The 22030-nt window shown below is 71.9% G+C and carries 22 protein-coding genes; 21 read left to right on the top strand and 1 reads right to left on the bottom strand.

The genetic code is table 11. The features are described from left to right. Window positions 1-49 precede the first annotated feature (49 nt). Window positions 50-1165, bottom strand: a complete 1116-nt coding sequence (ald, locus tag ACFQS2_RS11700; protein ID WP_377020019.1) for an alanine dehydrogenase — start codon at window positions 1163-1165, stop codon at window positions 50-52. 292 nt (window positions 1166-1457) lie between these two features. On the opposite strand from ald, the gene ACFQS2_RS11705 reads away from it, so the two are divergent. The 21 genes from ACFQS2_RS11705 (at window position 1458) to ACFQS2_RS11805 (ending at window position 21998) form a co-directional block, all read left to right on the top strand. Beyond that, complete coding sequence (locus tag ACFQS2_RS11705; RefSeq protein ID WP_377020018.1) at window positions 1458-3062, top strand: ABC-F family ATP-binding cassette domain-containing protein; 1605 nt, start codon at window positions 1458-1460, stop codon at window positions 3060-3062. Between the two features lie 417 nt (window positions 3063-3479). Then, window positions 3480-4097, top strand: coding sequence for a MarR family transcriptional regulator (locus tag ACFQS2_RS11710; protein WP_377019495.1), 618 nt, complete (start codon window positions 3480-3482; stop codon window positions 4095-4097). 75 nt (window positions 4098-4172) lie between these two features. Beyond that, window positions 4173-4733 carry an elongation factor P gene (gene efp / locus ACFQS2_RS11715; RefSeq protein WP_377019496.1) on the top strand — a complete coding sequence of 187 codons (561 nt, stop codon included), beginning with the start codon at window positions 4173-4175 and terminating at the stop codon, window positions 4731-4733. Then, complete coding sequence (locus tag ACFQS2_RS11720) at window positions 4730-5266, top strand: transcription antitermination protein NusB (RefSeq protein WP_377019497.1); 537 nt, start codon at window positions 4730-4732, stop codon at window positions 5264-5266. The genes efp and ACFQS2_RS11720 overlap by 4 nt, the downstream gene beginning before the upstream one ends. 217 nt (window positions 5267-5483) lie before the next feature. Then, complete coding sequence (gene pyrR, locus ACFQS2_RS11725; RefSeq protein ID WP_377019499.1) at window positions 5484-6089, top strand: bifunctional pyr operon transcriptional regulator/uracil phosphoribosyltransferase PyrR; 606 nt, start codon at window positions 5484-5486, stop codon at window positions 6087-6089. After that, window positions 6086-7048 carry an aspartate carbamoyltransferase catalytic subunit gene (locus ACFQS2_RS11730; RefSeq protein WP_377019500.1) on the top strand — a complete coding sequence of 321 codons (963 nt, stop codon included), beginning with the start codon at window positions 6086-6088 and terminating at the stop codon, window positions 7046-7048. Before pyrR ends, ACFQS2_RS11730 begins: the two co-directional genes overlap by 4 nt. A 22-nt stretch (window positions 7049-7070) precedes the next feature. Beyond that, on the top strand, window positions 7071-8387 hold the full coding sequence (locus ACFQS2_RS11735; protein ID WP_377019503.1) for a dihydroorotase: 1317 nt from the start codon (window positions 7071-7073) through the stop codon (window positions 8385-8387). Beyond that, window positions 8387-8878 (top strand): hypothetical protein, encoded by a 492-nt coding sequence (locus ACFQS2_RS11740; protein ID WP_377019502.1) that lies wholly within the window; start codon window positions 8387-8389, stop codon window positions 8876-8878. Before ACFQS2_RS11735 ends, ACFQS2_RS11740 begins: the two co-directional genes overlap by 1 nt. Beyond that, entirely contained in the window at window positions 8875-10149 is a 1275-nt protein-coding gene (gene carA, locus ACFQS2_RS11745) for a glutamine-hydrolyzing carbamoyl-phosphate synthase small subunit (protein ID WP_377793876.1), read from the top strand. Before ACFQS2_RS11740 ends, carA begins: the two co-directional genes overlap by 4 nt. Then, complete coding sequence (gene carB / locus ACFQS2_RS11750; protein WP_377017252.1) at window positions 10149-13502, top strand: carbamoyl-phosphate synthase large subunit; 3354 nt, start codon at window positions 10149-10151, stop codon at window positions 13500-13502. The genes carA and carB overlap by 1 nt, the downstream gene beginning before the upstream one ends. Then, window positions 13499-14344: an orotidine-5'-phosphate decarboxylase gene (gene pyrF, locus ACFQS2_RS11755; RefSeq protein ID WP_377017250.1), complete on the top strand. Its 846-nt coding sequence runs from the start codon at window positions 13499-13501 to the stop codon at window positions 14342-14344. Before carB ends, pyrF begins: the two co-directional genes overlap by 4 nt. Before the next feature lie 213 nt (window positions 14345-14557). Continuing rightward, window positions 14558-14884, top strand: coding sequence for an integration host factor, actinobacterial type (gene mihF, locus ACFQS2_RS11760; protein ID WP_377017248.1), 327 nt, complete (start codon window positions 14558-14560; stop codon window positions 14882-14884). Further along, the gene (gene gmk, locus ACFQS2_RS11765; protein WP_377017246.1) at window positions 14881-15477 is read left to right on the top strand and encodes a guanylate kinase; all 597 of its coding nucleotides are present in this window, start codon (window positions 14881-14883) and stop codon (window positions 15475-15477) included. The genes mihF and gmk overlap by 4 nt, the downstream gene beginning before the upstream one ends. A gap of 109 nt (window positions 15478-15586) precedes the next feature. Next, window positions 15587-15949: a DNA-directed RNA polymerase subunit omega gene (rpoZ, locus tag ACFQS2_RS11770; RefSeq protein WP_377017244.1), complete on the top strand. Its 363-nt coding sequence runs from the start codon at window positions 15587-15589 to the stop codon at window positions 15947-15949. Between the two features lie 25 nt (window positions 15950-15974). Next, window positions 15975-17249, top strand: coding sequence for a bifunctional phosphopantothenoylcysteine decarboxylase/phosphopantothenate--cysteine ligase CoaBC (gene coaBC, locus ACFQS2_RS11775; protein ID WP_377793877.1), 1275 nt, complete (start codon window positions 15975-15977; stop codon window positions 17247-17249). Next, complete coding sequence (metK, locus tag ACFQS2_RS11780; protein WP_377017240.1) at window positions 17246-18457, top strand: methionine adenosyltransferase; 1212 nt, start codon at window positions 17246-17248, stop codon at window positions 18455-18457. The genes coaBC and metK overlap by 4 nt, the downstream gene beginning before the upstream one ends. Further along, window positions 18454-18849 carry a phosphoribosyl-AMP cyclohydrolase gene (gene hisI, locus ACFQS2_RS11785; protein WP_377793878.1) on the top strand — a complete coding sequence of 132 codons (396 nt, stop codon included), beginning with the start codon at window positions 18454-18456 and terminating at the stop codon, window positions 18847-18849. The genes metK and hisI overlap by 4 nt, the downstream gene beginning before the upstream one ends. Then, window positions 18846-20453: an anthranilate synthase component I gene (locus ACFQS2_RS11790; RefSeq protein ID WP_377793879.1), complete on the top strand. Its 1608-nt coding sequence runs from the start codon at window positions 18846-18848 to the stop codon at window positions 20451-20453. Before hisI ends, ACFQS2_RS11790 begins: the two co-directional genes overlap by 4 nt. Continuing rightward, window positions 20450-21202, top strand: a complete 753-nt coding sequence (locus tag ACFQS2_RS11795) for a Trp biosynthesis-associated membrane protein (protein ID WP_377793880.1) — start codon at window positions 20450-20452, stop codon at window positions 21200-21202. The genes ACFQS2_RS11790 and ACFQS2_RS11795 overlap by 4 nt, the downstream gene beginning before the upstream one ends. Before the next feature lie 83 nt (window positions 21203-21285). Beyond that, entirely contained in the window at window positions 21286-21534 is a 249-nt protein-coding gene (locus ACFQS2_RS11800; RefSeq protein ID WP_377017232.1) for an HGxxPAAW family protein, read from the top strand. Continuing rightward, window positions 21531-21998 (top strand): DUF2752 domain-containing protein, encoded by a 468-nt coding sequence (locus ACFQS2_RS11805; protein ID WP_377793881.1) that lies wholly within the window; start codon window positions 21531-21533, stop codon window positions 21996-21998. The genes ACFQS2_RS11800 and ACFQS2_RS11805 overlap by 4 nt, the downstream gene beginning before the upstream one ends. Window positions 21999-22030: the final 32 nt, after the last annotated feature.

Below are 22030 nucleotides of genomic sequence, written 5' to 3' on the forward strand. Positions count from 1 at the left end.
GTGAGCCCGGAGAGACCCGGATCGATCACCGGCTGTCGCCGGACGAGCGTCAGCCGATGAGATCGCCGGCCGGCGTGACCTCGAGGCCGTGCGCCTCACCGGTGCCGGCATGCGTGAGAGCTCCCTCGTGGGTATGCAGGCCCAGGGCCAGAGCGCCGTCGGCCCGCATCGCCTCGCGCCAGCCGCTGCCGGCGACCTTCAGGACGTAGGGGAGAGTCGCATTGGTCAGCGCCGCCGTCGCCGTGACCGGGACCGAGCCGGGCATGTTCGCCACGCAGTAGAAGACCGTGTCGTGGACGGTGAAGGTCGGATCATCGTGCGTGGTGGGACGGGAGTTCTCGAAGCACCCGCCCTGATCGATCGCGACGTCGACGAGCACCGAGCCCGGTTTCATGGTCGCGACCATCTCGTCGGTCACGAGCTTCGGGGCTCGCTTGCCCGGGATCAGCACCGACCCGATCACCACGTCGGCCTCGCGGAGCTTCGCGGCCAGGTCCAGCGTGGTGGAGTACCGGGTGAGGATGCCGCCGTGATGGACGGTGGCGATCTGGCCCAGCCGGGAGACGTTCAGATCCATCACGGTGACGTCCGCGTGCAGCCCGTGCGCCATCATCGCCGCCTGCTCACCGACCACGCCGCCGCCGATGATCACCACGTCGGCCTCATCGGTGCCCGGCACGCCGCCCATCAGCATGCCGGAGCCGCCCAGCGGCGTCATCAGGTGATACGCCGCGACCTGAGAGGCGAGGCGGCCGGCGATCATGCTCATCGGTGCCAGCAGCGGCAGGGACCGGTCCGGCAGCTGCACGGTCTCGTACCCGATCGCCGTGGTCCCGGAGGTCAGCAGGGCTTCGGTGAGACCCTGGTCCGCGGCGAGGTGGAGGTAGGTCATCAGCACCTGGCCTCGTCGCAGTCGCCCGTACTCCTCCGGCAGCGGCTCCTTGACCTTCACGATCATCTCGGCCTGCTCCCAGACCTCGTCGGCCGTACCGAGCACGCGGGCGCCCGCGGCCCGGTAGTCCTCATCGGTGATGCGCGCTCCCAGGCCCGCCGCGGCCTCGACGACCACCTCGTGGCCGCGCACGGCGAGCTCATGGACCCCGGCGGCGGTCAGGCCCACCCGGTTCTCGTTGTTCTTGATCTCCCGCGGCACCCCGATGCGCATGACGAGCCTTCCTGCGTGGTTCCGAGGCCGCTTCCCGCGGCCGTTCGCGCCCAGGATGGCACCCATGCTCGGGCGATGGGGCCGGGATGGCGGAGCGAGACGGTCTCGTGACGGACGGGGCCGCCGCGGGCCCGGGACTGTGGTTCGCGGCACCGTGGGGCGATATTCAGCGACTACCAGCGCACCCCGCACCTAGACTCGATCCGGCCCCGCACCGGTCGCGACCGATCCGGCGGGCCAGACGAGCAGCCCCGGGCGCGCGCCCGACCCCGCGAAACAGGAGCATCATCCCGTGATCACCGTGCACGACCTCGCCATCCGCGTCGGTGCCCGTGTGCTCATGAGCGGGGTCTCGTTCCAGATCACGCCCGGGGACCGGGTGGGCCTCGTCGGCCGCAACGGGGCCGGCAAGACCACGCTGACCAAGGTGCTCTCCGGGACGCTCGCCCCCAGTGAGGGCTCCGTCGACGTCTCCGGCGAGCTCGGCTACCTCCCGCAGGACACGCACACCGGCGACGAGCACGAGTCGGTCATCTCCCGGATCCTCTCCGCCCGTGGCCTCGACGACGTCTTCTCGAAGCTGCGCCGCGCCGAGGAGGAGATGGGGGACATGAGCCTCAGCGAGGCCAAGCGCGAGAAGGCCATGGACCGGTATCCGCGACTGATGAGCGAGCTCGAGTCCCGCGGCGGATACGCGGCCGAGGCCGAGGCCAAGCGCATGTCGGCGAACCTGGGTCTGCCCAACCGCCTGCTCGAGCAGGAGCTGGGCACCCTCTCCGGCGGCCAGCGCCGCCGCGTCGAGCTCGCCCGCATCCTGTTCTCCCAGGCGCAGACGATGATCCTCGACGAGCCCACCAACCACCTCGACGCGGACTCGATCGCGTGGCTGCGCGAGTACCTCATGGGCTACTCCGGCGCGCTGATCGTGATCAGCCACGACGTGGATCTGGTCGAAGAGGTCGTCAACAAGGTCTTCTACCTCGACGCCAACCGCGCCGTCATCGACATCTACAACATGGGCTGGAAGCTGTACCAGCGTCAGCGCGAGGACGACGAGAAGCGCCGCAAGCGCGAACGGCAGAACGCCCAGAAGAAGGCCACGCAGCTCACGGCACAGGCCGACAAGATGCGCGCGAAGGCCACCAAGGCCGTGGCGGCCCAGAACATGCTCAAGCGCGCCGAGCGCATGCTCGACGGCGTCGAGGAGGAGCGGCAGACCGATCGCGTCGCCTCCCTGCGCTTCCCCAAGCCCGCCCCGTGCGGCAAGACCCCGCTGATGGCGCGCGACCTCTCGAAGTCCTACGGCAGCCTCGAGATCTTCGCCGGCGTGGACCTCGCCATCGACCGCGGCTCCCGCGTGGTGATCCTGGGCCTGAACGGTGCCGGCAAGACCACGCTGATGCGGATCCTGGCGGGCGTCGACGAGCCGGACACCGGCGAGATCCTCCCCGGCCACGGGCTGCGCGTGGGCTACTACGCGCAGGAGCACGAGACGCTCGACCTGGACCGCACGGTGCTCGAGAACATGATGACCGCGGCCTACGAGCTCCCCGAGGTCGAGGCGCGCAAGATCCTGGGGTCGTTCCTGTTCACGGGGGACGACGTGCACAAGCCCACGCACGTGCTCTCCGGCGGCGAGAAGACCCGTCTGGCGCTGGCCACTCTGGTGGTCTCCAGCGCGAACGTGCTGCTGCTGGATGAGCCGACGAACAACCTCGATCCCGCCAGCCGTGCGGAGATCCTGGGCGCACTCGCGGCGTTCGAAGGGTCCGTCGTGCTGATCTCCCATGATCCCGGCGCTGTCTCCGCGCTGTCGCCCGAGCGGGTGCTGATGATGCCCGACGCCGTCGAGGACCTCTGGAACGCCTCGTACCAGGAGCTCGTCGAGCTGGCCTGATCCTCTCGGCCGGACAGCTCAGGACCGGGCCGGCACCCGTAGCCAGCGCCCCCGTGCGCCCGTGCGCCCCGTGGCAAAGTGGCCCGTGCGCCAGGTGGCAAAAACGTGTAGCTGAGCGGCACTGGACCCCTCCAGGAGAGGGGCGCGGGCCGCTGAGCTACATGTTCGTGCCAGTGCCAGTGCCAGTGCCAATGCCGGTGCTGTTCGTGCCAGTGCCGGTGGCAGATCGGCCACGTGGAGATTTCCTGTCCCGATGCCCGGGACCGACCCGGCACAGTCCCGTCCTCTCGGCGTGTTCCGGCTGATCTCGGGGAGTCTGCGTCGAAGCGCTGTACTCTCTGGAACAGTCGTAATCGGCGTAGTCACCGTCCGGTATCGCGGACGCGACGGAGACCCCGGATCAGGTGGTGGAAGCCCATGTTCGTCCTGTCGTTCTCCGGTGAGGCGCTGCGCGCCCGTTCGAGCACCGACCCGGTCCCCGCACTGCTCGAATCGCTCTCGCCCATCCCCCTCGCGCTGCCCGCCGAACGCACCGCTGGCCCCGACGTGCTCGCCCTCGCTGCTCGGGCCGACGCCGCTCTGGAGGCACTGCTGCGTGCCCGCGAGGACGGGGACTGGGCGATCGGTCTCGGGGTCGGAGCGATCGAGAAGCCCCTGCCCGAATCGGTCCGCGCGGTCGCGGGCCCAGCGGTCGATGCCGCTGCCGGCGCGGTGCGATCCGCCCGCACCACCTCGAGCGTCCCCGTCGTCGTACGGGCCGCCGATGCGCGCCACCGCGAGACCGCCGAGGACGCCGAGGCCGTGCTGCGCCTGATCGGGTGGATGATCCGTACCCGCAACCGCGGCCAGTGGGAAGCTGTGCGCGCCCTGAGGGAGCATCCCGGTGCGACGCAGGCCCAGCTGGCCCAGCGCCTCGGGGTCACCCAGCAGACCGTCTCGCGGGCGGTGAAGACCAGCGGCTGGCGGGAGGAGCACGCCGCGCACCCGCTGGCGATACGCCTGCTGAGCATGATCGACCTCACGTCGGCCCGCTGAGCGTGCCCGTCTCGCCCGGCGGGTGCCTGCCTGCGCGCTATCCTTGACGGGCCCCGACGACTACCGAGGAGACTCATGGCGACGACGAACGACCTCAAGAACGGGATGGTCCTCGTTCTGGACAAGCAGCTGTGGAGCGTTGTCGAGTTCCAGCACGTCAAGCCCGGCAAGGGCCCGGCCTTCGTGCGCACCAAGCTGAAGAACGTCATGTCCGGCAAGGGAGTCGACAAGACCTTCAACGCCGGCGTGAAGGTCGAGACGGCGACCGTGGACCGACGCGACATGCAGTTCTCCTACATCGACGGCGAGATGTACGTCTTCATGGACACCTCGAACTGGGAGCAGACCAGCCTCACGCCGGAGATCGTCGGTGACGCCAAGGACTTCATGATGGAGGGCCAGGACGTCGTGGTGGCCTTCCACGAGGGCAACGCGCTGTTCGTGGAGCTGCCCCCGTCGGTGGTCATGGAGATCCAGTTCACCGAGCCCGGCCTGCAGGGCGACCGCTCCAGCGGCGGCACCAAGCCCGCGACGCTGGAGACCGGCCGCGAGATCCAGGTGCCGCTGTTCCTGAACCAGGGCGACAAGGTCAAGGTCGACACCCGCAGCGGCGAATACCTCGAGCGCGTCAAGTGACCCCAGGTTCCACCTCTGAGGAGCCCGGAGCTTCTCGGGACCCCGGCCTCCCTCTCCCCGCGCGGGAGGGGGAGGAGTTCAGCTTCGAGCGCACCATCCCCGCCCGCACCGACCGCCTCCACGGCCGCTCCCGCGACCGGGTCCGTGCCCTGGACGTGCTGTTCGAGGCCGACGCCCGGCAGCTGGACGTGCTCGATGTGCTCGAGGAACGGCTGCGGGTGACCGCCGCGCAGACCCCGCTCCCGCAGCGCGCGCGGGATCTGGTGGAGCTGTACGCGCCCTACGCCGTCGACATCGACGAGGACCTCGCGACGCATTCGCGTGACTGGCCCCTGCACCGCATGCCGGCCGTGGACCGGGCCGTGCTCCGCCTCGGAGCCGCCGAGGTGCTCTACGGCGAGGAGGAGGCGGGTCGCGGCGCGATCATCGGCGAGTACACCAAGATCGCCGAGGTGCTCTCGACCGACGACTCCCCGCGGTTCGTCAACGGGCTGCTGCAGCGCCTGGTCGACATCCGCGGACTGGTCAGCTGACGGGGCCGCCGACCCCCGACAGGCACAGGCCTCCGACAGGGACGGACAGCGCACCGCTCGAGGCTCCCGGACGGATTGGCCCGGCGACTCGGGCGCGGCGTCCGAGGGGCGGTCCCGCGCGCGGCGCCCGGCCGATCCCGCTTAGACTCGGCACAGCTCGCACGAGCACCACACCCTTTAACGACACGTCCCGTGAGGCGTGGAAGGGAGAACACCCATGCATGACGACGACACGAGCCCCGCGGACCTCCGCGAGGCAGAGCGCTCCCGGGTCCTCGGGGCGGAGGAGATCCGCCGGGCCCTGACGCGCATCGCCCACGAGATCCTCGAGAGCGGCCACGGGGCCGACGACCTCGTGCTCCTGGGCATCCCGCATCGCGGGGTCCCGCTGGCCGAGCGACTCGCGCAGCAGATCACCCGGGCCGAGGGTGACCAGCGCCCGGTCGACGACCTCGCCGGCAGCCTCGACATCACGATGTACCGCGACGATCTGCGCCACAACCCGACCCGCGCTCCCAGCCCCACGAGGATCCCGCGTGCCGGGATCGACGGCCGCACCGTCGTGCTGGTCGACGACGTGCTGTATTCCGGCCGCACCGTGCGCGCCGCCTTGGACGCGCTGGGCGCGATCGGCCGCCCGTCCGCCGTCCGCCTCGCGGTCCTGGTCGATCGCGGGCACCGGCAGCTGCCCATCCGCGCCGACCACGTCGGCAAGAACCTCCCCACCTCCCGCAGCGAGCGCGTGCACGTCCAGCTCGCCGAGACCGACGGGGAGGACGCGGTCGACATCGTCCGTCCGGCAGCGGGGGAGGGACGGGCATGAGGCACTTCATCTCCATCGCCGACCTCGACCGCGCCGAGGCGACCGCCGTGCTGGCCACCGCCGCGCACATGGCCGAGACCCAGTCCCGCTCGATCCGCAAGCTGCCCACCCTGGTGGGCACCACCGTGGTCAACCTCTTCTTCGAGGACTCCACCCGCACCCGGATCAGCTTCGAGGCGGCCGCGAAGCGGCTCTCGGCCGACGTCATCAACTTCTCCGCCAAGGGCTCGAGCCTCTCCAAGGGCGAGTCGCTCAAGGACACGGCGCTGACTCTGCAGGCCATGGGGGCCGACGCGGTCGTGGTGCGCTCCGGATCCTCCGGCGCGGCCCACCTGCTGGCCCACGCCGGCTGGATCGATCAGCCCATCGTCAACGCAGGGGACGGTGCGCACGAGCACCCCACCCAGGCGATGCTCGATGCCTTCACCCTGCGCCGCCACCTGCGTCCCGGAGATCCCACCGCGGGCCTGGACGGCTGCCACATCGTCATCGTCGGCGACATCCTCCACTCCCGCGTGGCCCGCTCGAACGTGCTGCTGCTGACGCTGCTGGGGGCGCGGGTGACGCTGGTCGCCCCGCCCGCCCTGGTGCCCGTCGGCGGCTCGGCCTGGCCCTGCGAGGTCGCCTACGACCTCGACGAGGCCCTGGCCACCGGACCCGACGCCGTCATGATGCTGCGCGTCCAGCGCGAACGCATGGTCGGCGGCGGCTTCTTCCCCACCGAGGGGGAGTACTCCCGCCGCTACGGACTGACCACGGCGAGGGCCGCCGCGCTGCCGGAGCACGCGATCGTCCTGCATCCCGGCCCGATGAACCGCGGCTTCGAGATCGCGGGGGACGTCGCCGACTCCCCGCGCAGCGTCATCGTCGAACAGGTCGCCTCCGGCGTGTTCGTGCGCATGGCCGTTCTCTACCACCTGCTCGCCACCGACGCCCGGGAGGCGCCCCGTGAGAACTGAGACCGCCGCACCCACCGCCGGGATCGGCTCCGCCGGCGCGGAGGCCGCCCCGCTGCTGATCCGGGGCGGCCGCCCCTACGGGGAGGACGTCCAGGACATCCTCCTCACCGGCGGGCTCATCGAAGCCGTCGGCACCGACCTCCCGGCCCCCGAGGGCGCCGAGGTGATCGAGGCCGACGGGTGCATCGTGCTGCCCGGCCTCGTGGATCTCCACACCCACCTGCGCGAACCCGGCGGGGAGGAGGCCGAGACCGTCGAGACCGGCACCCGTGCCGCCGCCCGCGGCGGGTTCACCGCCGTGCACGCGATGGCCAACACCACGCCGGTCGCCGATACCGCCGGCGTCGTCGAGCAGATCGCGCGCCGCGGGGAGGACGCCGGCTGGTGCTCCGTGCGCCCCGTCGGCGCGGTCACCGTGGCGCTGGCCGGTCAGCGGCTGGCCGAGCTCGACGCGATGGCGAACTCGGCCGCCTCCGTGCGCGTGTTCAGCGACGACGGCAAGTGCGTGCACGATCCCGTGCTGATGCGCCGCGCTCTGGAGTACGTCAAGAGCTTCGACGGGGTGATCGCCCAGCATGCGCAGGATCCGCGGCTGACCGAGGGCGCCCAGATGCATGAGGGCGTGGTCTCCGCCGAGCTGGGACTCTCCGGCTGGCCCGCCGTCGCCGAGGAGTCGATCATCGCCCGCGACGTGCTGCTGGCCCAGCACGTCGGCTCGCGCCTGCACGTGTGCCACCTCTCCACCGCCGGCAGCGTGGACATCGTCCGCTGGGCCAAACAGCGCGGCATCGCCGTGACCGCTGAGGTGACCCCGCACCACCTGCTGCTGACCGACGAGAACGTGCGCCAGTTCGACGCCGTGTTCAAGGTCAACCCGCCCCTGCGCACCGCCGAGGACGTCGAGGCCGTCCGCGAGGGCCTGGCCGACGGCACGATCGACATCGTCGCCACCGACCACGCCCCGCATCCCCGCGATGCGAAGGACCGTGAGTGGGACCAGGCCGCGATGGGCATGACCGGGCTGGAGACGGCCCTGTCGCTGGTGCAGTCCACCATGGTCGAGACCGGCCGGCTCAGCTGGCGCGACGTGGCCCGCGTGCTGTCCGAGAAGCCCGCCGAGATCGGCCGCGACGACGACCAGGGCCGCCCGCTCGAGGCCGGCGCTCCGGCTCACGTCCTGGTGTGGGACCCCCGTCCGGTCCGCGTCACGGATCCGGCCGAGCACGCCTCGCGCAGCCGCAACTCCCCGTTCGCCGGACTCGAGCTGCCCGGTCGGAACCGGCTGACCGTGCTGGGCGGCCGCGCCACGGTGCGTGAGGGCATCGTGGTGGAGCACTGATGGACCAGCTCGTCCCGGTCCTGCTCCTGGCCGCCCTGTTCGCCCTGATCCTGCTGGGGATGGCGCGCGGGTGGCGACGCCGCGGCCGCTCCCAGCAGCACCTGCCGGTCCCCTCCGGAGCCCCGCTCGCCGAGCTCGGGGAAGAGGTGGAGCTGGGCCCGTTCGAGGCCGTGTACGTCGACACCGTCCTCGCCCGGCAGCCCCTCGAGCGCGTCGTCGCCCACGGCCTCGGCCAGCGCTCCGCCGCCCAGGTGAGCGTCTCCGAGACCGGCACCTGGCACATCGCCCGCCGCGGCGTGCCCGCCGTGACGATCCCCGCGGCCTCCGTCGACGAGGTCACCGCCGGCCCCGGCATGGCCGGCAAGTTCATCGGCGGCGACGGCATCCTCATCCTCCGCTGGCGCCTCGGCGACCAGCTCCTCGACACCGGTCTGCGTCTCGCCCGCCGCGCCGACCACGACCTCCTGCTCTCCCGGAAGGAGCACTCATGACTGCCCCCACCCCCCACAGGGCCGGCCCGCCCGCCCCCGCGACCGCCCCCTCCGGCACACCCTCCCGCGCCGCACGGCGCGACCGCGCGCTGCTGATCCTCGAGGACGGCACCGTCCTGCGCGGCAGCGCCTACGGCGCGCGCGGCGCCCGTCTGGGCGAGGTCGTCTTCGCCACCGGCATGACCGGCTACCAGGAGACCCTCTCCGACCCCTCCTACGCCGGCCAGATCGTGGTCCAGACCGCTCCGCACATCGGCAACACCGGCGCCAACGCCGAGGACATGGAGTCGCGGCGGGTGTGGGTGCGCGGCTACGCCGTGCGCGACGCGAGCCGGCTGTCCTCCAGCTGGCGCGCCGAGCAGTCCCTGGACGAGCTCCTCGTCGGCAGCGACATCGTCGGCATCTGCGACATCGACACCCGCATGCTCACCCGCCTGCTGCGCGATACCGGGTCGCTGCGCGGAGGCATCTTCTCCGGTGACGCGCTGGAGGCCGGCGAGGAGGAGCTCCTCGAGCAGGTCCGCCGACAGCCCTCCATGAGCGGCTCCAGCTTCGTCGACGAGGTGACCATCGCCCAGCCCGTCGTCCTCGAGCCCGAGGGCGAGGCGATCGGCACGGTCGCCGCCGTCGATCTCGGCATCAAGGGTGCCTCTCCGCGCAGCATGCTCGCCCGCGGGATGAGGGTGGCGCTGCTGCCGGCGACCACGACCCTGGAGGACCTGCTGGCGCTCGAGCCCGACGCGGTGTTCTTCTCCAACGGCCCGGGCGACCCCGCCGCCGCCGAGGACCAGGTCGAGCTGCTGCGCGGCGTCCTGGACGCCGATCTCCCGTTCTTCGGGATCTGCTTCGGCAACCAGCTGCTGGGCCGGGCGCTGGGCTTCGACACCTACAAGCTGAAGTTCGGCCACCGCGGCATCAACCAGCCCGTGCTGGATCGCGAGACCGGCAAGGTCGAGATCACCGCCCACAACCACGGCTTCGCCGTGGACGTCCCCCTGGAGGGCGAGCACGTCGCCCCGTACGGAGGCGGCCGCTACGGCCGCGTCGTGGTCTCCCACGTCGGCCTCAACGACGACGTCGTCGAGGGGCTGCGCTGCCTCGACCGTCCAGTCTCCTCCGTCCAGTACCACCCCGAGGCGGCGGGCGGCCCGCACGACGCCTCCTACCTCTTCGATCGCCTCGCCGAGGTGGTCGCCCAGCACCGGGACGGCCGCCCCGTCCAGCCGGTCCGGTCCGCTGAGGCCGCCGACAACGCACACAAGGAGTCCTGATGCCCCGTCGCTCCGACATCTCCTCCGTCCTCGTGATCGGCTCCGGGCCGATCGTGATCGGGCAGGCCGCCGAGTTCGACTACTCCGGCACCCAGGCGTGCCGGGTGCTGCGCGAGGAGGGCCTGCGAGTCATCCTCGTCAACTCCAACCCGGCGACGATCATGACCGACCCCGGCATCGCCGACGCCACCTACGTCGAGCCCATCGATCCGGACATCATCCGCTCCATCATCGCCGCTGAGCGACCCGACGCGATCCTGCCCACCCTCGGCGGGCAGACCGCGCTGAACGCCGCCATGTCCCTCGCCCAGAACGGTGTCCTCGAGGAGTTCGGCGTCGAGATGATCGGCGCGAGCCTGGACGCGATCAACAAGGCCGAGGACCGCAGCCAGTTCAAGGAGGTCGTCGAGCGGGTCGGCGGCGAATCCGCGCGGTCGCGGATCTGCCACACGATGGACGAGTGCGTGGCCGCCGCCGAGGAGCTCGGGTACCCGATGGTGGTGCGTCCCAGCTTCACCATGGGCGGCCTCGGCTCCGGCATGGCCTACGACGAGCAGGACCTGCGGCGCATGGCCGGTGACGGCCTGCACTACTCGCCGACCACCGAGGTGCTCCTGGAGGAGTCGATCCTGGGCTGGAAGGAGTTCGAGCTCGAACTCATGCGCGACCACCACGACAACTGCGTGGTCGTCTGCTCCATCGAGAACGTCGACCCGGTCGGCGTGCACACGGGCGACTCCGTGACCGTGGCCCCCGCGCTGACCCTCACCGACGTGGAGCTGCAGAAGCTGCGCGACCTCGGCATCGGCATCATCCGCGAGGTCGGCGTCGACACCGGCGGCTGCAACGTGCAGTTCGCGACCCATCCCGAGACCGGCCGCATCGTCGTGATCGAGATGAACCCGCGCGTCTCGCGCTCCTCGGCCCTCGCCTCCAAGGCCACCGGGTTCCCGATCGCGAAGATCGCCGCGCGCCTGGCCATCGGCTACACCCTGGACGAGATCCGCAACGACATCACCGGCACCACCCCGGCGAGCTTCGAGCCCGCCCTGGACTACGTGGTCGTCAAGGTCCCGCGGTTCGCGTTCGAGAAGTTCCCCGCCGCCGACCCGACGCTGACCACCACCATGAAGAGCGTCGGTGAAGCCATGGCGCTGGGGCGCAACTTCACCGAGGCCCTGGGCAAGGCGCAGCGATCCCTCGACGTCAAGGGCGCCTCACCGAGCTACGCGGGAGAGCCGCCGTCGATCTCTGAGGTGGCCGAGCTGATCGAGACCACGCGCACCCCGACCGACACCCGCCTGGTGGCGATCTCGCGGATCCTGTGGGCCGCCGCCGAGGGGGTGGTGGACCCGGTCGAGACCGTGGATGCCCTGGTCGAGGCCACCTCCATCGACCGGTGGTTCCTGGACCAGATGCTGCTGGTCGCCGAGATCGCGGCCGAGCTGCGCGGCTCCCCGGTGCTGGACGCCGAGCTGCTGCGCCTGGCCAAGCGCCACGGGCTCTCCGACGACCAGATCGGCCGGCTGCGCGGTCAGCACGGAGACGTGGTCAAGGGCGTGCGCGAAGCCCTCGGGATCAACCCCGTGTTCAAGACGGTCGACACCTGCGCCGCGGAGTTCGCCTCGCGCACCCCGTACCACTACTCGAGCTACGACCAGGAGACGGAGGTCGAACCCCGCGAACGGCCCGCCGTGCTCATCCTCGGCTCCGGGCCCAACCGCATCGGCCAGGGCATCGAGTTCGACTACTCCTGCGTGCACGCCGCGATCGCCCTCGGGGACCGGGACCTGCCCGGCGGCGGGTACGAGACGGTGATGATCAACTGCAATCCCGAGACCGTCTCGACGGACTACGACATCGCCGACCGTCTCTACTTCGAGCCGCTCACCTTCGAGGACGTCGTCGAGGTGTACGAGGCGGAGAAGGCCGCCGGCCCCGTCGCCGGCGTCATCGTCCAGCTCGGCGGGCAGACCCCGCTGTCCCTGGCCCGCCGTCTCGAGGAGGCCGGGCTGCCCATCATCGGCACCAGCCCCTCGGCGATCGACCTCGCCGAGGACCGCGGCCACTTCGGCGCCGTCCTCTCCGACGCCGGCCTGCCCGCCCCGCCGTACGGCACGGCCTGGGCTCTCAGCGATGCCAGCGAGGTCGCCGCGGCCATCGGGTATCCCGTCCTCGTCCGCCCGAGCTACGTGCTCGGCGGGCGCGGCATGGAGATCGTCTACGACCAGCAGGGCCTGGTCGACTACGTCAGCCGGAACCTGCCCGACGGCGGCCGCGCCGAGGCCCCGATCCTCATCGACAGCTTCCTGGACACCGCCATCGAGATCGACGTCGACGCCCTGTACGACGGGGAGGAGCTCTACGTCGGCGGCATCATGGAGCACATCGAGGAGGCCGGCATCCACTCCGGCGACTCCGCGTGCACCCTGCCGCCGATCACCCTCGGCGACGAGATGCTCGAGCGCATCCGCGAGTCCACCCGCGGGATCGCGGCGGGCGTGGGCGTGCGCGGGCTGCTCAACGTCCAGTACGCCCTCTCCCAGGGCATCCTGTACGTCCTGGAGGCCAACCCGCGCGCCTCCCGGACCGTGCCCTTCGTCGCCAAGGCCACCGGGGTGCCACTGGCCCAGGCCGCGGCCCTGGTCATGGCCGGGACCTCCATCGCGGACCTGCGCCGCGGCGGAGTGCTGCCCGCCCAGGGCGACGGCACCGAGCTGCCCGACGACGCCCCGATCGCGGTCAAGGAGGCGGTGCTGCCGTTCAAGCGCTTCCGCACCCGCGAGGGCCACGCCGTGGACTCGGTGCTCGGCCCCGAGATGCGCTCCACGGGCGAGGTGATGGGCCTGGACGCGACCTTCCCGCTCGCGTTCGCCAAGGCGCAGCTGGCGATCTCGGGCCAGGGCCTGCCGACGGCCGGCTCTGTGTTCGTCTCGGTCGCCGACCGCGACAAGCGCTCCCTGGCCCTGCCGGTGGCGCGCCTGGCCGCGCTCGGCTTCGACATCCTCACCACGGCCGGCACCGGCCGCGTCCTGCGCCGGTCCGGGATCCCCTGCACGGTGCTGCGCAAGGCCTCGGAGGCCGGGAACGAGGCCAGCGTCATCGAGCTCATCGAGGCCGGCGACGTCGCCCTGGTGCTGAACACCCCCTCGGGATCCAACGCGCGGGTGGACGGTTACGCGATCCGTGCGGCCGCGACCAGCATGGACGTGCCGATGATCACCACCTTGCAGGAGTTCCAGGCCGCGGTGCAGGCCATCGAGGCCCGCCCGGTCGAGCCCTTCGAGGTCGGCAGCCTGCAGGCGCACACCCAGCACCTGCTCGACGGCCGCGCCGCGCGGGCGCTGGCATGAGGGCCTCTCCGCCGACGTTCGGTGCGCGCCTCCAGCAGGCCGTCGCCGAGCGCGGACGGATCGTCGCGGGCATCGACCCCCATGCGGGCCTGCTCGAGGCCTGGGGCCTGCCGGATTCCCCTGTCGGCCTGGCGGAGTTCTCCAGGACGGTGCTGGAGGCCGTCGACGGCCGGGTCGCGGCGGTCAAGCCGCAGTCCGCCTTCTTCGAGCGGCACGGATCCGCCGGCGTCGCGGTGCTCGAGGATCTGCTGGCCGACGCCCGCAGCAGGGGCCTGCTGAGCATCCTCGACGTCAAGCGGGGCGACATCGGGTCGACCATGACGGCCTACGCCCAGGCGCACCTGCTGCCCGGGGCTCCCCTGGAGGCCGATGCGATCACGGTGAGCCCCTACCTCGGGACGGGATCCCTGGACCCCGCCGCGGACCTGGCCGCCGAGCACGGCAAGGGACTGTTCCTGCTCGCCCTGACCTCGAATCCGGACGGGCCGCAGGTCCAGCACGCGATCACCGAGGCGGACACGCCGGTCGCGGCGGTCATCGCGCGACACGCCGAGGCGATCGGCGGCGGCACGACGGGGGAGTGGGGCAGTGCCGGCCTGGTCGTCGGCGCGACCGTCGCCGACGCGTACCGGCGACTGGGACTGGACCGCCTCGCCCCGTCGGCGCCTCTGCTCGCTCCGGGGTTCGGCGCTCAGGGCGCCGGACCTGCACAGATGTCCGAGGTGTTCGGAGAAAACGCAGGTCACGTGCTGGTCTCGCTCTCCCGCGGCCTGCTCGCGGCGGGGCCCGCGAGGGATGATCTCCGCCGGCGCGCGGACGATCTGAGCGCCCAGTTCGCCTGAGTCGTACCGGGTCGCCCAGGACCGTGCGGCGAGGCCTCGGGACCGCCGCCGGGACCGTTCCGAATCGTGTCGCGGAGGGCCCGATCTGCACCGGACCTGGGATTGTGCGTGTCAGAAGTGCGCTCCGCCACGATTTTGGGGTTACGCTCTTCCCACACGCGAGGTCCTCCCGGATCCCGCCCGTCACCAGCAAGAGAACAAGAGGTAAGAACAGTGGCTCTCCCTCCCCTCACCCCTGAGCAGCGGGCCGATGCCCTGAAGAAGGCCGCCGAGGCTCGTCGTGAGCGCGCGGCCATCAAGGCGCGGCTCAAGGACAGCGCCGGCCGCCGCGGCGAGGAGATCAAGAAGGTCCTCTCCGAGTCCGAGAGCAACGAGGTCGTCGGGCGCCTGCGTGTCGCCGCTCTGCTCGAGGCCCTTCCCGGCGTGGGCAAGGTCAAGGCGCAGCAGATCATGGAGGAGATCGGCATCTCCCCGTCCCGCAAGATCCGCGGCCTCGGCTCCCATCAGGCGGAGAAGCTCGTCGCGCACTTCTCCGAGTGACGCAGTCCGACGGGGCCGGCACCGGCTCGGTGCCGGCCCCCGTGACTGTCCTGGCCGGCCCCACCGCCGTGGGCAAGGGCACGGTCTCCGCGGCGATCCGCGAGCGGTACCCGCAGATCTGGCTTTCCGTCTCGGCCACCACGCGCCCGCCGCGCCCCGGTGAGATCGACGGCGTCCACTACCACTTCGTGGACGAGGACGAGTTCACGCGGCTGGTCGAGGCCGGCCAGATGCTCGAGTGGGCCCGCGTCCACGGTCGTCACCGCTACGGCACCCCGCGAGGCCCGGTCGACGCCGCCGTGGCGGCCGGGCACCCCGTGCTGCTGGAGATCGACCTCGCCGGTGCCCGGCAGATCCGCCGCACCGTGCCCGAGGCACGCTTCGTGTTCCTGGCGCCACCGGACTGGGACAGCCTCGTCCAGCGGCTCGTGGGCCGCGGCACCGAGAGCGCCGAGGAGCGCGAGCGTCGCCTGGAGACCGCCAGGGACGAACTCGCCGCCGAGAGCGAGTTCGACGTCACGATCATCAACGACGACGTCTCCCGCGCCACCGCGGAGCTCGCCGCCCTGCTGGGCGTGCACGAGCCCGACTGACCGCCGGGGTGCGCGAGGTCACCCGGCCCGCGCGCCGGACCCCTCGCCCGCACCGGGGTCCAGGGCGTATCCTGGACCGTCGCACGCCGAAACTCACGAAGGGACATCCGTGGCCGGAACAGTCGCTCAGCCCGAAGGCATCACGAACCCGCCGATCGATCGTCTCCTCGAGACCGTCGACTCCAAGTACGCCCTGGTCCTGTACTCCTCGCAGCGCGCCCGCCAGATCAACGCCTACTACTCGCAGCTCTCCGAGGGTCTGCTCGAGTTCGTCGGCCCGCTGGTCGACGTCGACAACCAGGAGAAGCCGCTGTCGATCGCGCTGCGCGAGATCGACGAGGGTCTGCTGACGGTCCGCGAGGTCGACGAGGAGGAGTACGCCGCCGCCAACGAGCCCGATCCGAATGCCCCGGCTCCGCTCAAGCTCGGCGACGACGCCCCCGAGATCCCGCCGACCGACCTCACCTTCTGAGACCGCCCCACCGCCGGGAGATCCGATGAGCAGCGTGGTGCGCACCCTCGAGGGTGCTCGCGTGCTCGTGGGCGTCGGCGGCGGGATCGCCGCGTACAAGACCGCGCACCTGGTGCGCGGTCTTGTTGCTGCCGGGGCCGACGTCCGCGTGCTGCCCACCGCCTCCTCGCTCGAGTTCGTCGGAGCCGCCACCTGGGAGGCCCTGAGCCACCACCCGGTGCGCACCTCCGTCTTCGAGGACGTCGACGAGGTCGCCCATGTCCGCGTCGGCCAGGACGCTGATCTGGTGGTGATCGCTCCCGCCACTGCCGACCTCCTGGCACGGCTGCGGATCGGTCGCGCCGACGACCTCCTGACCGCATCACTGCTGGTCACTCGTGCCCCGGTGCTGGTCGCTCCCGCAATGCACACCGAGATGTGGGAGCACCCCTCGACCCGCGAGAACGTGCAGGTGCTCCGTGAGCGGGGAGTCAGTGTGCTCGAGCCCGCGGTGGGCCGTCTCACGGGACCGGATTCCGGTCCCGGCCGCCTTCCCGAACCCGACGCACTGCTGGAGGCCGCCCACGCGGCGATCGCCGCTCCGCGGGATGCGCACGGGGCTGTGCGCCGCGACCTCGCCGGTCGCCAGCTCCTGATCAGTGCCGGCGGCACCCGTGAGCCGCTGGACCCGGTGCGTTTCCTCGCCAACCACTCCTCGGGCCGGCAGGGGTGGGCACTGGCCCACGCCGCCCTGGTCCGCGGCGCGACCGTGCGCCTGGCCGCCGCCAACGTCGAGCTCGAGACGCCCCCCGGGGCACGGCGCCTCGACGCCGGCAGCGCCGCAGAGCTCGCCGCAGTGATCGCCGAGCACAGCAGCGAGGTCGATGCGCTGATCATGGCGGCCGCCGTCGCCGACTTCACCGCCGCCGACCGCTCCGAGTCGAAGATCAAGAAGGACGACGGCGACGAGGACTCCGTGCCCGCCCTCGCCCTCCGCCGCACCGAGGACATCCTGCGCACCAGCGTGCAGCGACGCGGGCAGGAAGCCCGCCCCGTCATCATCGGCTTCGCCGCGGAGACCGGGGGAGAGGGGCGCAGCTCCCTCGAGCTCGCCCGCGAGAAAGCGCGCCGCAAGGGAGCCGACCTGCTCGTGTTCAACGACGTCAGCGGTGACGTCTTCGGCGGCGCGGACAACGCGGTACGGATCCTCGACGGCCGGGGCGAGGAGATCGCGGAGAGCGCGGGCAGCAAGATCGCCGTCGCCCACGCGGTCCTCGACGAGCTGGCCGGTCGGTTCGCCGACGTATCCTGGACCCCATGACCTCCAGCGAGCTGCGCACCTTCACCTCCGAATCGGTCACCGAAGGTCATCCCGACAAGATCTGCGACCAGATCTCCGACGCCATCCTCGATGATCTGCTGTCCCAGGACGCGAGCGCCCGCGTCGCCGTCGAGACGATGGTGACCACCGGCCTCGTCCACGTCGCCGGAGAGGTCCGCACCACCGGCTACAGCGACGTCGCCACCATCGTGCGCAACGTGATCCGGGACATCGGCTACGACTCCTCCATCAAGGGGTTCGACGCGGACTCGTGCGGCATCGAGGTCTCCATCGGCGCGCAGTCCCCGGATATCGCCGCCGGCGTCGACAACTCCGTCGAGAGCCGGGACGGCGCAGGGACCGGCGGCGCCTTCGCACGGCTCGGCGCCGGTGACCAGGGCCTCATGTTCGGCTACGCCTGCAACGACACCCCCGAGCTGATGCCGCTGCCGATCCACGCCGCCCACCGCCTGGTGCGCCATCTCTCCGTCGCCCGCCGCGATGAGGTCCTGCCCTACCTCCGTCCCGACGGCAAGACCCAGGTCTCCATCGGGTACGACGAGCAGGGCGTGGCCCGCAGCGTCGAGGCGATCGTGGTCTCGACCCAGCACAGCGAGGAGGTCGACCTGGAGGGCCAGCTGGCCCCGGCGATTTCGCGCGTGGTGATCGCGCCCGTGCTGGAGGATCTCGCGGGACTGGGGCTGGACGTCTCCGACGTCGCCGTCCACATCAATCCCTCCGGGCGCTTCGTCCTGGGCGGGCCCAAGGGCGATGCCGGGCTGACCGGTCGCAAGATCATCGTGGACACCTACGGCGGCATGGCCCGCCACGGTGGTGGCGCCTTCTCCGGGAAGGACCCCTCGAAGGTGGACCGCTCCGGTGCCTACGCGATGCGCTGGGTGGCCAAGAACATCGTCGCCGCCGGGCTCGCCGATCGCTGCGAGGTCCAGGTGGCCTACGCCATCGGCGTCGCCGAACCCGTCGGCCTGTACGTCGAGACCTTCGGCACCGGCCACGCCCCTGCCCACCAGATCGCGGCGGCGGTCCGCAAGGTCTTCGACCTGCGGCCGGCCGCCCTCATCGACGCCCTCGACCTGCTGCGCCCGATCTACGCACTGACCTCGGTCCACGGCCATTTCGGCCGCGAGCTGCCGGAGTTCACCTGGGAACGCACCGATCGAGCCGAGGAGCTGGAGAACGCCCTGTGACCACGCCTGACCCGACCTCTGCCGCGGGCCTCGACCCGGAGCTCGCCGCCCGCCTCAAGCACGACGAGCGCGGACTGCTCACCGCCGTGGTCCAGGACGCCGCCGACCAGCGCGTACTGATGGTCGGCTGGATGGACGACGAGGCCCTGCACCGCACCCTGACCAGCGGGCGGGCCACCTACTGGTCGCGCTCCCGCGGGGAGTACTGGCGCAAGGGTGACACCAGCGGGCACGTGCAATGGGTCCGCTCCGTGGCACTGGACTGCGACGGCGACACGCTGCTGGTCCAGGTCGACCAGGTCGGCGCGGCCTGCCACCGCGGCACCGAGACCTGCTTCGACGGCGGGGACCTGGGCGCCCTCTCCCTCTCGCCCGCGGAGCGGCACGCATGAACCCGGAGCACCCGACCGCGCCGGATGCCGCTGCCGCCGACCCCTCCGAGGCGTACCCGGAGCTGGTCGCGGGGCGCGAGGGCGACGCCCTCGGCGTGATCCACCCCGACCGCGAGACCTTCCGCGCCCTGGCCGCCCGCCAGCGGGTGGTCCCCGTGAGCATGCGGCTGCTGGCCGACGAGGACACCCCGGTCTCGCTGTACCGCCGTCTGACGGCGGACGGCGACGGCCGCGGCACCTTCCTCCTGGAGTCCGCGGGGGAGGGCGAGGCCTCACGCTGGTCGATCATCGGCACCCGCGCCCGCGCCGTGCTGACCGAACGCGAGGGCAGCGCCCACTGGATCGGCGACGTCCCGGCCGGCGTGCCCACCACCGGCAGCCCCGTGGAGGCGCTGCGCGCCGTCACCAGCGCCTTCCGCGCCGCCCGCCAGCCGCACCTGCCTCCCTTCTCCGGCGGCATGGTCGGCTATCTCGCCTACGACGCGGTGCGTCACTGGGAGAAGCTCGAGGCCTCCCCGCCCGACGAGGTGGGCCTGCCGGATCTCTCGATGCTCCTCGCCCAGGACGTGGTCGTCCACGACGACCACGACTCCACGGTGGTGCTGGTCGCCAACGCGCTGAACCTCGACGCCACGGCCGACGGGGTCGATGCCGCCTACGATGACGCGCTCGCGCGCCTGGAGGCGATGCGGGAGCGCCTGCGCACCCCGGTGAGCACCGGCGCGATGGTCTACGAGACCGTTCGCGACCTCGAGCCGAAGGCGCGCACCGCGCAGCTCGAGTACGAGCGGGCCGTGCAGGACGCCGTCCGCGACATCATCGACGGCGAGATCTTCCAGGTGGTGCCCTCGCAGCGCTTCTCCCTGCCGGTGGCGGCGGACCCGCTGGACGTGTACCGGGTGCTGCGGCGGATGAACCCCAGCCCCTACATGTATCTCCTGCGCACCGTCGATGCGAGCGGGGAGCCCATCGACGTGGTGGGCGCGAGTCCCGAGTCGCTGGTCACCGTGCGCGGCAGGACCGCCACCACGCACCCCATCGCCGGCTCCCGCCCGCGCGGCGCGGGCCCGGAGGAGGACGAGCGCCTCGCCCAGGAGCTGCTGGCCGATGCCAAGGAGCGCTCCGAGCACCTCATGCTCGTCGACCTCGCCCGCAACGATCTCCAGAAGTTCTGCGATCCCGGCACCGTGGTGGTGCGCGACTTCATGCACATCCAGCGCTTCTCCCACATCCAGCACATCGTCTCCACCGTCACCGGGCGCATCCGTGACGACGCCCTGGCCTACGACGCGCTGCGGGCCACGTTCCCGGCCGGGACTCTCTCGGGGGCCCCGAAGCCGGCGGCCATGCGGATCATCGACCGGCTCGAGCCGGTCCGGCGCGGCGTGTACGGCGGCACCGTCGGATACATCGACTTCGCCGGGGACATGGACATGGCCATCGCCATCCGCACCGCCGTGCTCAAGGACGGCACCGCGCACGTCCAGGCCGGCGGGGGAGTGGTCGCCGACTCCGACCCCACCATGGAGCACCGCGAGACCCAGTCGAAGGCGGCCGCGGCCCTGCGCGCCGTCGCCTCGGCCGATACGCTGCGGTCCGCATGAGCACCTCCCGCCCCGAGGACCCTCCGCAAGAGCCGACGTCCGACCTGGCCCCGGCCGGGCCCGCGCGATCGCGGCGCACCCCGAGCCGGCGGATGACCGTGCTGGCCGGCCTGCTCGCCTCGGCCCTGCTGGCCGGTGCCACCCGGATGACCTGGGTGCAGGCCTCGGCGCCGGACCTCGCCGGCACCACGCAGGACGTGGCCGTCAAGGGCACCGACGCCGCTCCCGCCGTGCTCGCCGTGGCGATCGTCGCGGTCGCCGCGGCGCTGGCGACCACCCTGTCCTCGACCTGGGTGCGCTTCGTGACCGGCCCCGTGCTGCTCGCCGCGGGACTGGCCGGCGGATATTCGGCGGTCATGGTGAGCGCGGATCCGATCTCGGCCTCCGGCTCCGCGGTCGCCGGCGCCACCGGCGTCCTCGGCTCCCAGGTGCAGGCCCAGGCCACCGCCTGGCCTCTGCTCACGCTCCTGCCCGCCCTGGCCGTGGCCGCGACCGGTCTGATTGTCCTCGTGGCGGGCCGGACCTGGCCCGTCGGCACGCGGTACCGCAGCGCCGCCGTCACCGTCACGGCGGACCCGGCAGAGGACCCTGCCGCGGCCTGGGACGCCCTGACCCGGGGCGAGGATCCCAGTGCGGACGTCGACGCCCGTGCCGAGCCGGGCCCCGATCGCGAACCGGGCGACGGCGCGCAGCGCCGCGCCTCCGGGCAGCAGCTCGGTGACCGTGATCACCCGGTCTCCGACACCTGAGCGACAGTGCCGGACGCCGCCCCGTCCGTGGCGCCATGACGTGGCACAATAGCCTCGACAGGGCCCCCTACCGGAGAAGGACCATGACCAAGACCTACGCCGTGCCGCCGCACCCGCCCCACAACGAGGGCAAGACCGCGGCCGCCTGGACGCTGACCATGGGCGTGGTCTTCGGCTCGGCCATCGTGGCCGCGGGAATGATCCTGGCCATGATGCTTCTGGTGTGGATCGGCATCGGCGTGATGGCGCTCGCGATCATCGCGGGCATCGTCATGTCGCTCGCCGGTCTCGGCCAGCCCAAGCCGGAACTCGTCCAGAACGACTCGAGATGACCTCGGCGGCGCGGGACCAGCACGGCCACGCCGTGCCGGACGCCCCCGCCGGCGGACTCCGCAGGACCCTGCTGCCCCTGGGGATCGTGGCCGGCGGGCTCCTCGTCGCTCTCACGGTCCAGGCCACCTTCGACCCCTTCCGCACGAACGTGCCCCTGTGCATCGTCCACACCCTGACCGGGCTGGACTGCCCCGGGTGCGGGGCGATCCGTGCCGTCCACGCGCTGCTGGAGGGGAACCTGCTGCTCGCTCTGCGCAGCAATGCGCTGATCATCCTCGCCCTGCCGGCCGTGGCCGCGGGGCTCGCCCTGTGGACCGTACGACGGGCACGGGGCAGGCCGATCGGCATGCTGCCCTCGAACCGCGTGATGATCCTGCTGGGCGCCCTGGTGGCCCTGTTCACCGTGCTGCGGAACATCCCCGCCTTCTGGTTCCTCGCCCCGATCTCCTTCGTCGGCGCCTGAGCACCGACCCCCGTCCCGATCGCACCACCGGC

It is taken from the genome of Brachybacterium sp. GCM10030267, from assembly GCF_042666875.1.
Lineage (GTDB): Bacteria > Actinomycetota > Actinomycetes > Actinomycetales > Dermabacteraceae > Brachybacterium.

Bases quoted from the DNA above. Each gene is read 5' to 3' on its own strand.
- ald (WP_377020019.1), bottom strand. From the start codon at position 1,165: ATGCGCATCGGGGTGCCGCGGGAGATCAAGAACAACGAGAACCGGGTG.
- ACFQS2_RS11710 (WP_377019495.1), top strand. From the start codon at position 3,480: ATGTTCGTCCTGTCGTTCTCCGGTGAGGCGCTGCGCGCCCGTTCGAGC.
- efp (WP_377019496.1), top strand. From the start codon at position 4,173: ATGGCGACGACGAACGACCTCAAGAACGGGATGGTCCTCGTTCTGGAC.
- pyrR (WP_377019499.1), top strand. From the start codon at position 5,484: ATGCATGACGACGACACGAGCCCCGCGGACCTCCGCGAGGCAGAGCGC.
- ACFQS2_RS11730 (WP_377019500.1), top strand. From the start codon at position 6,086: ATGAGGCACTTCATCTCCATCGCCGACCTCGACCGCGCCGAGGCGACC.
- ACFQS2_RS11740 (WP_377019502.1), top strand. From the start codon at position 8,387: ATGGACCAGCTCGTCCCGGTCCTGCTCCTGGCCGCCCTGTTCGCCCTG.
- carA (WP_377793876.1), top strand. From the start codon at position 8,875: ATGACTGCCCCCACCCCCCACAGGGCCGGCCCGCCCGCCCCCGCGACC.
- carB (WP_377017252.1), top strand. From the start codon at position 10,149: ATGCCCCGTCGCTCCGACATCTCCTCCGTCCTCGTGATCGGCTCCGGG.
- pyrF (WP_377017250.1), top strand. From the start codon at position 13,499: ATGAGGGCCTCTCCGCCGACGTTCGGTGCGCGCCTCCAGCAGGCCGTC.
- coaBC (WP_377793877.1), top strand. From the start codon at position 15,975: ATGAGCAGCGTGGTGCGCACCCTCGAGGGTGCTCGCGTGCTCGTGGGC.
- metK (WP_377017240.1), top strand. From the start codon at position 17,246: ATGACCTCCAGCGAGCTGCGCACCTTCACCTCCGAATCGGTCACCGAA.
- ACFQS2_RS11790 (WP_377793879.1), top strand. From the start codon at position 18,846: ATGAACCCGGAGCACCCGACCGCGCCGGATGCCGCTGCCGCCGACCCC.
- ACFQS2_RS11795 (WP_377793880.1), top strand. From the start codon at position 20,450: ATGAGCACCTCCCGCCCCGAGGACCCTCCGCAAGAGCCGACGTCCGAC.
- ACFQS2_RS11800 (WP_377017232.1), top strand. From the start codon at position 21,286: ATGACCAAGACCTACGCCGTGCCGCCGCACCCGCCCCACAACGAGGGC.
- ACFQS2_RS11805 (WP_377793881.1), top strand. From the start codon at position 21,531: ATGACCTCGGCGGCGCGGGACCAGCACGGCCACGCCGTGCCGGACGCC.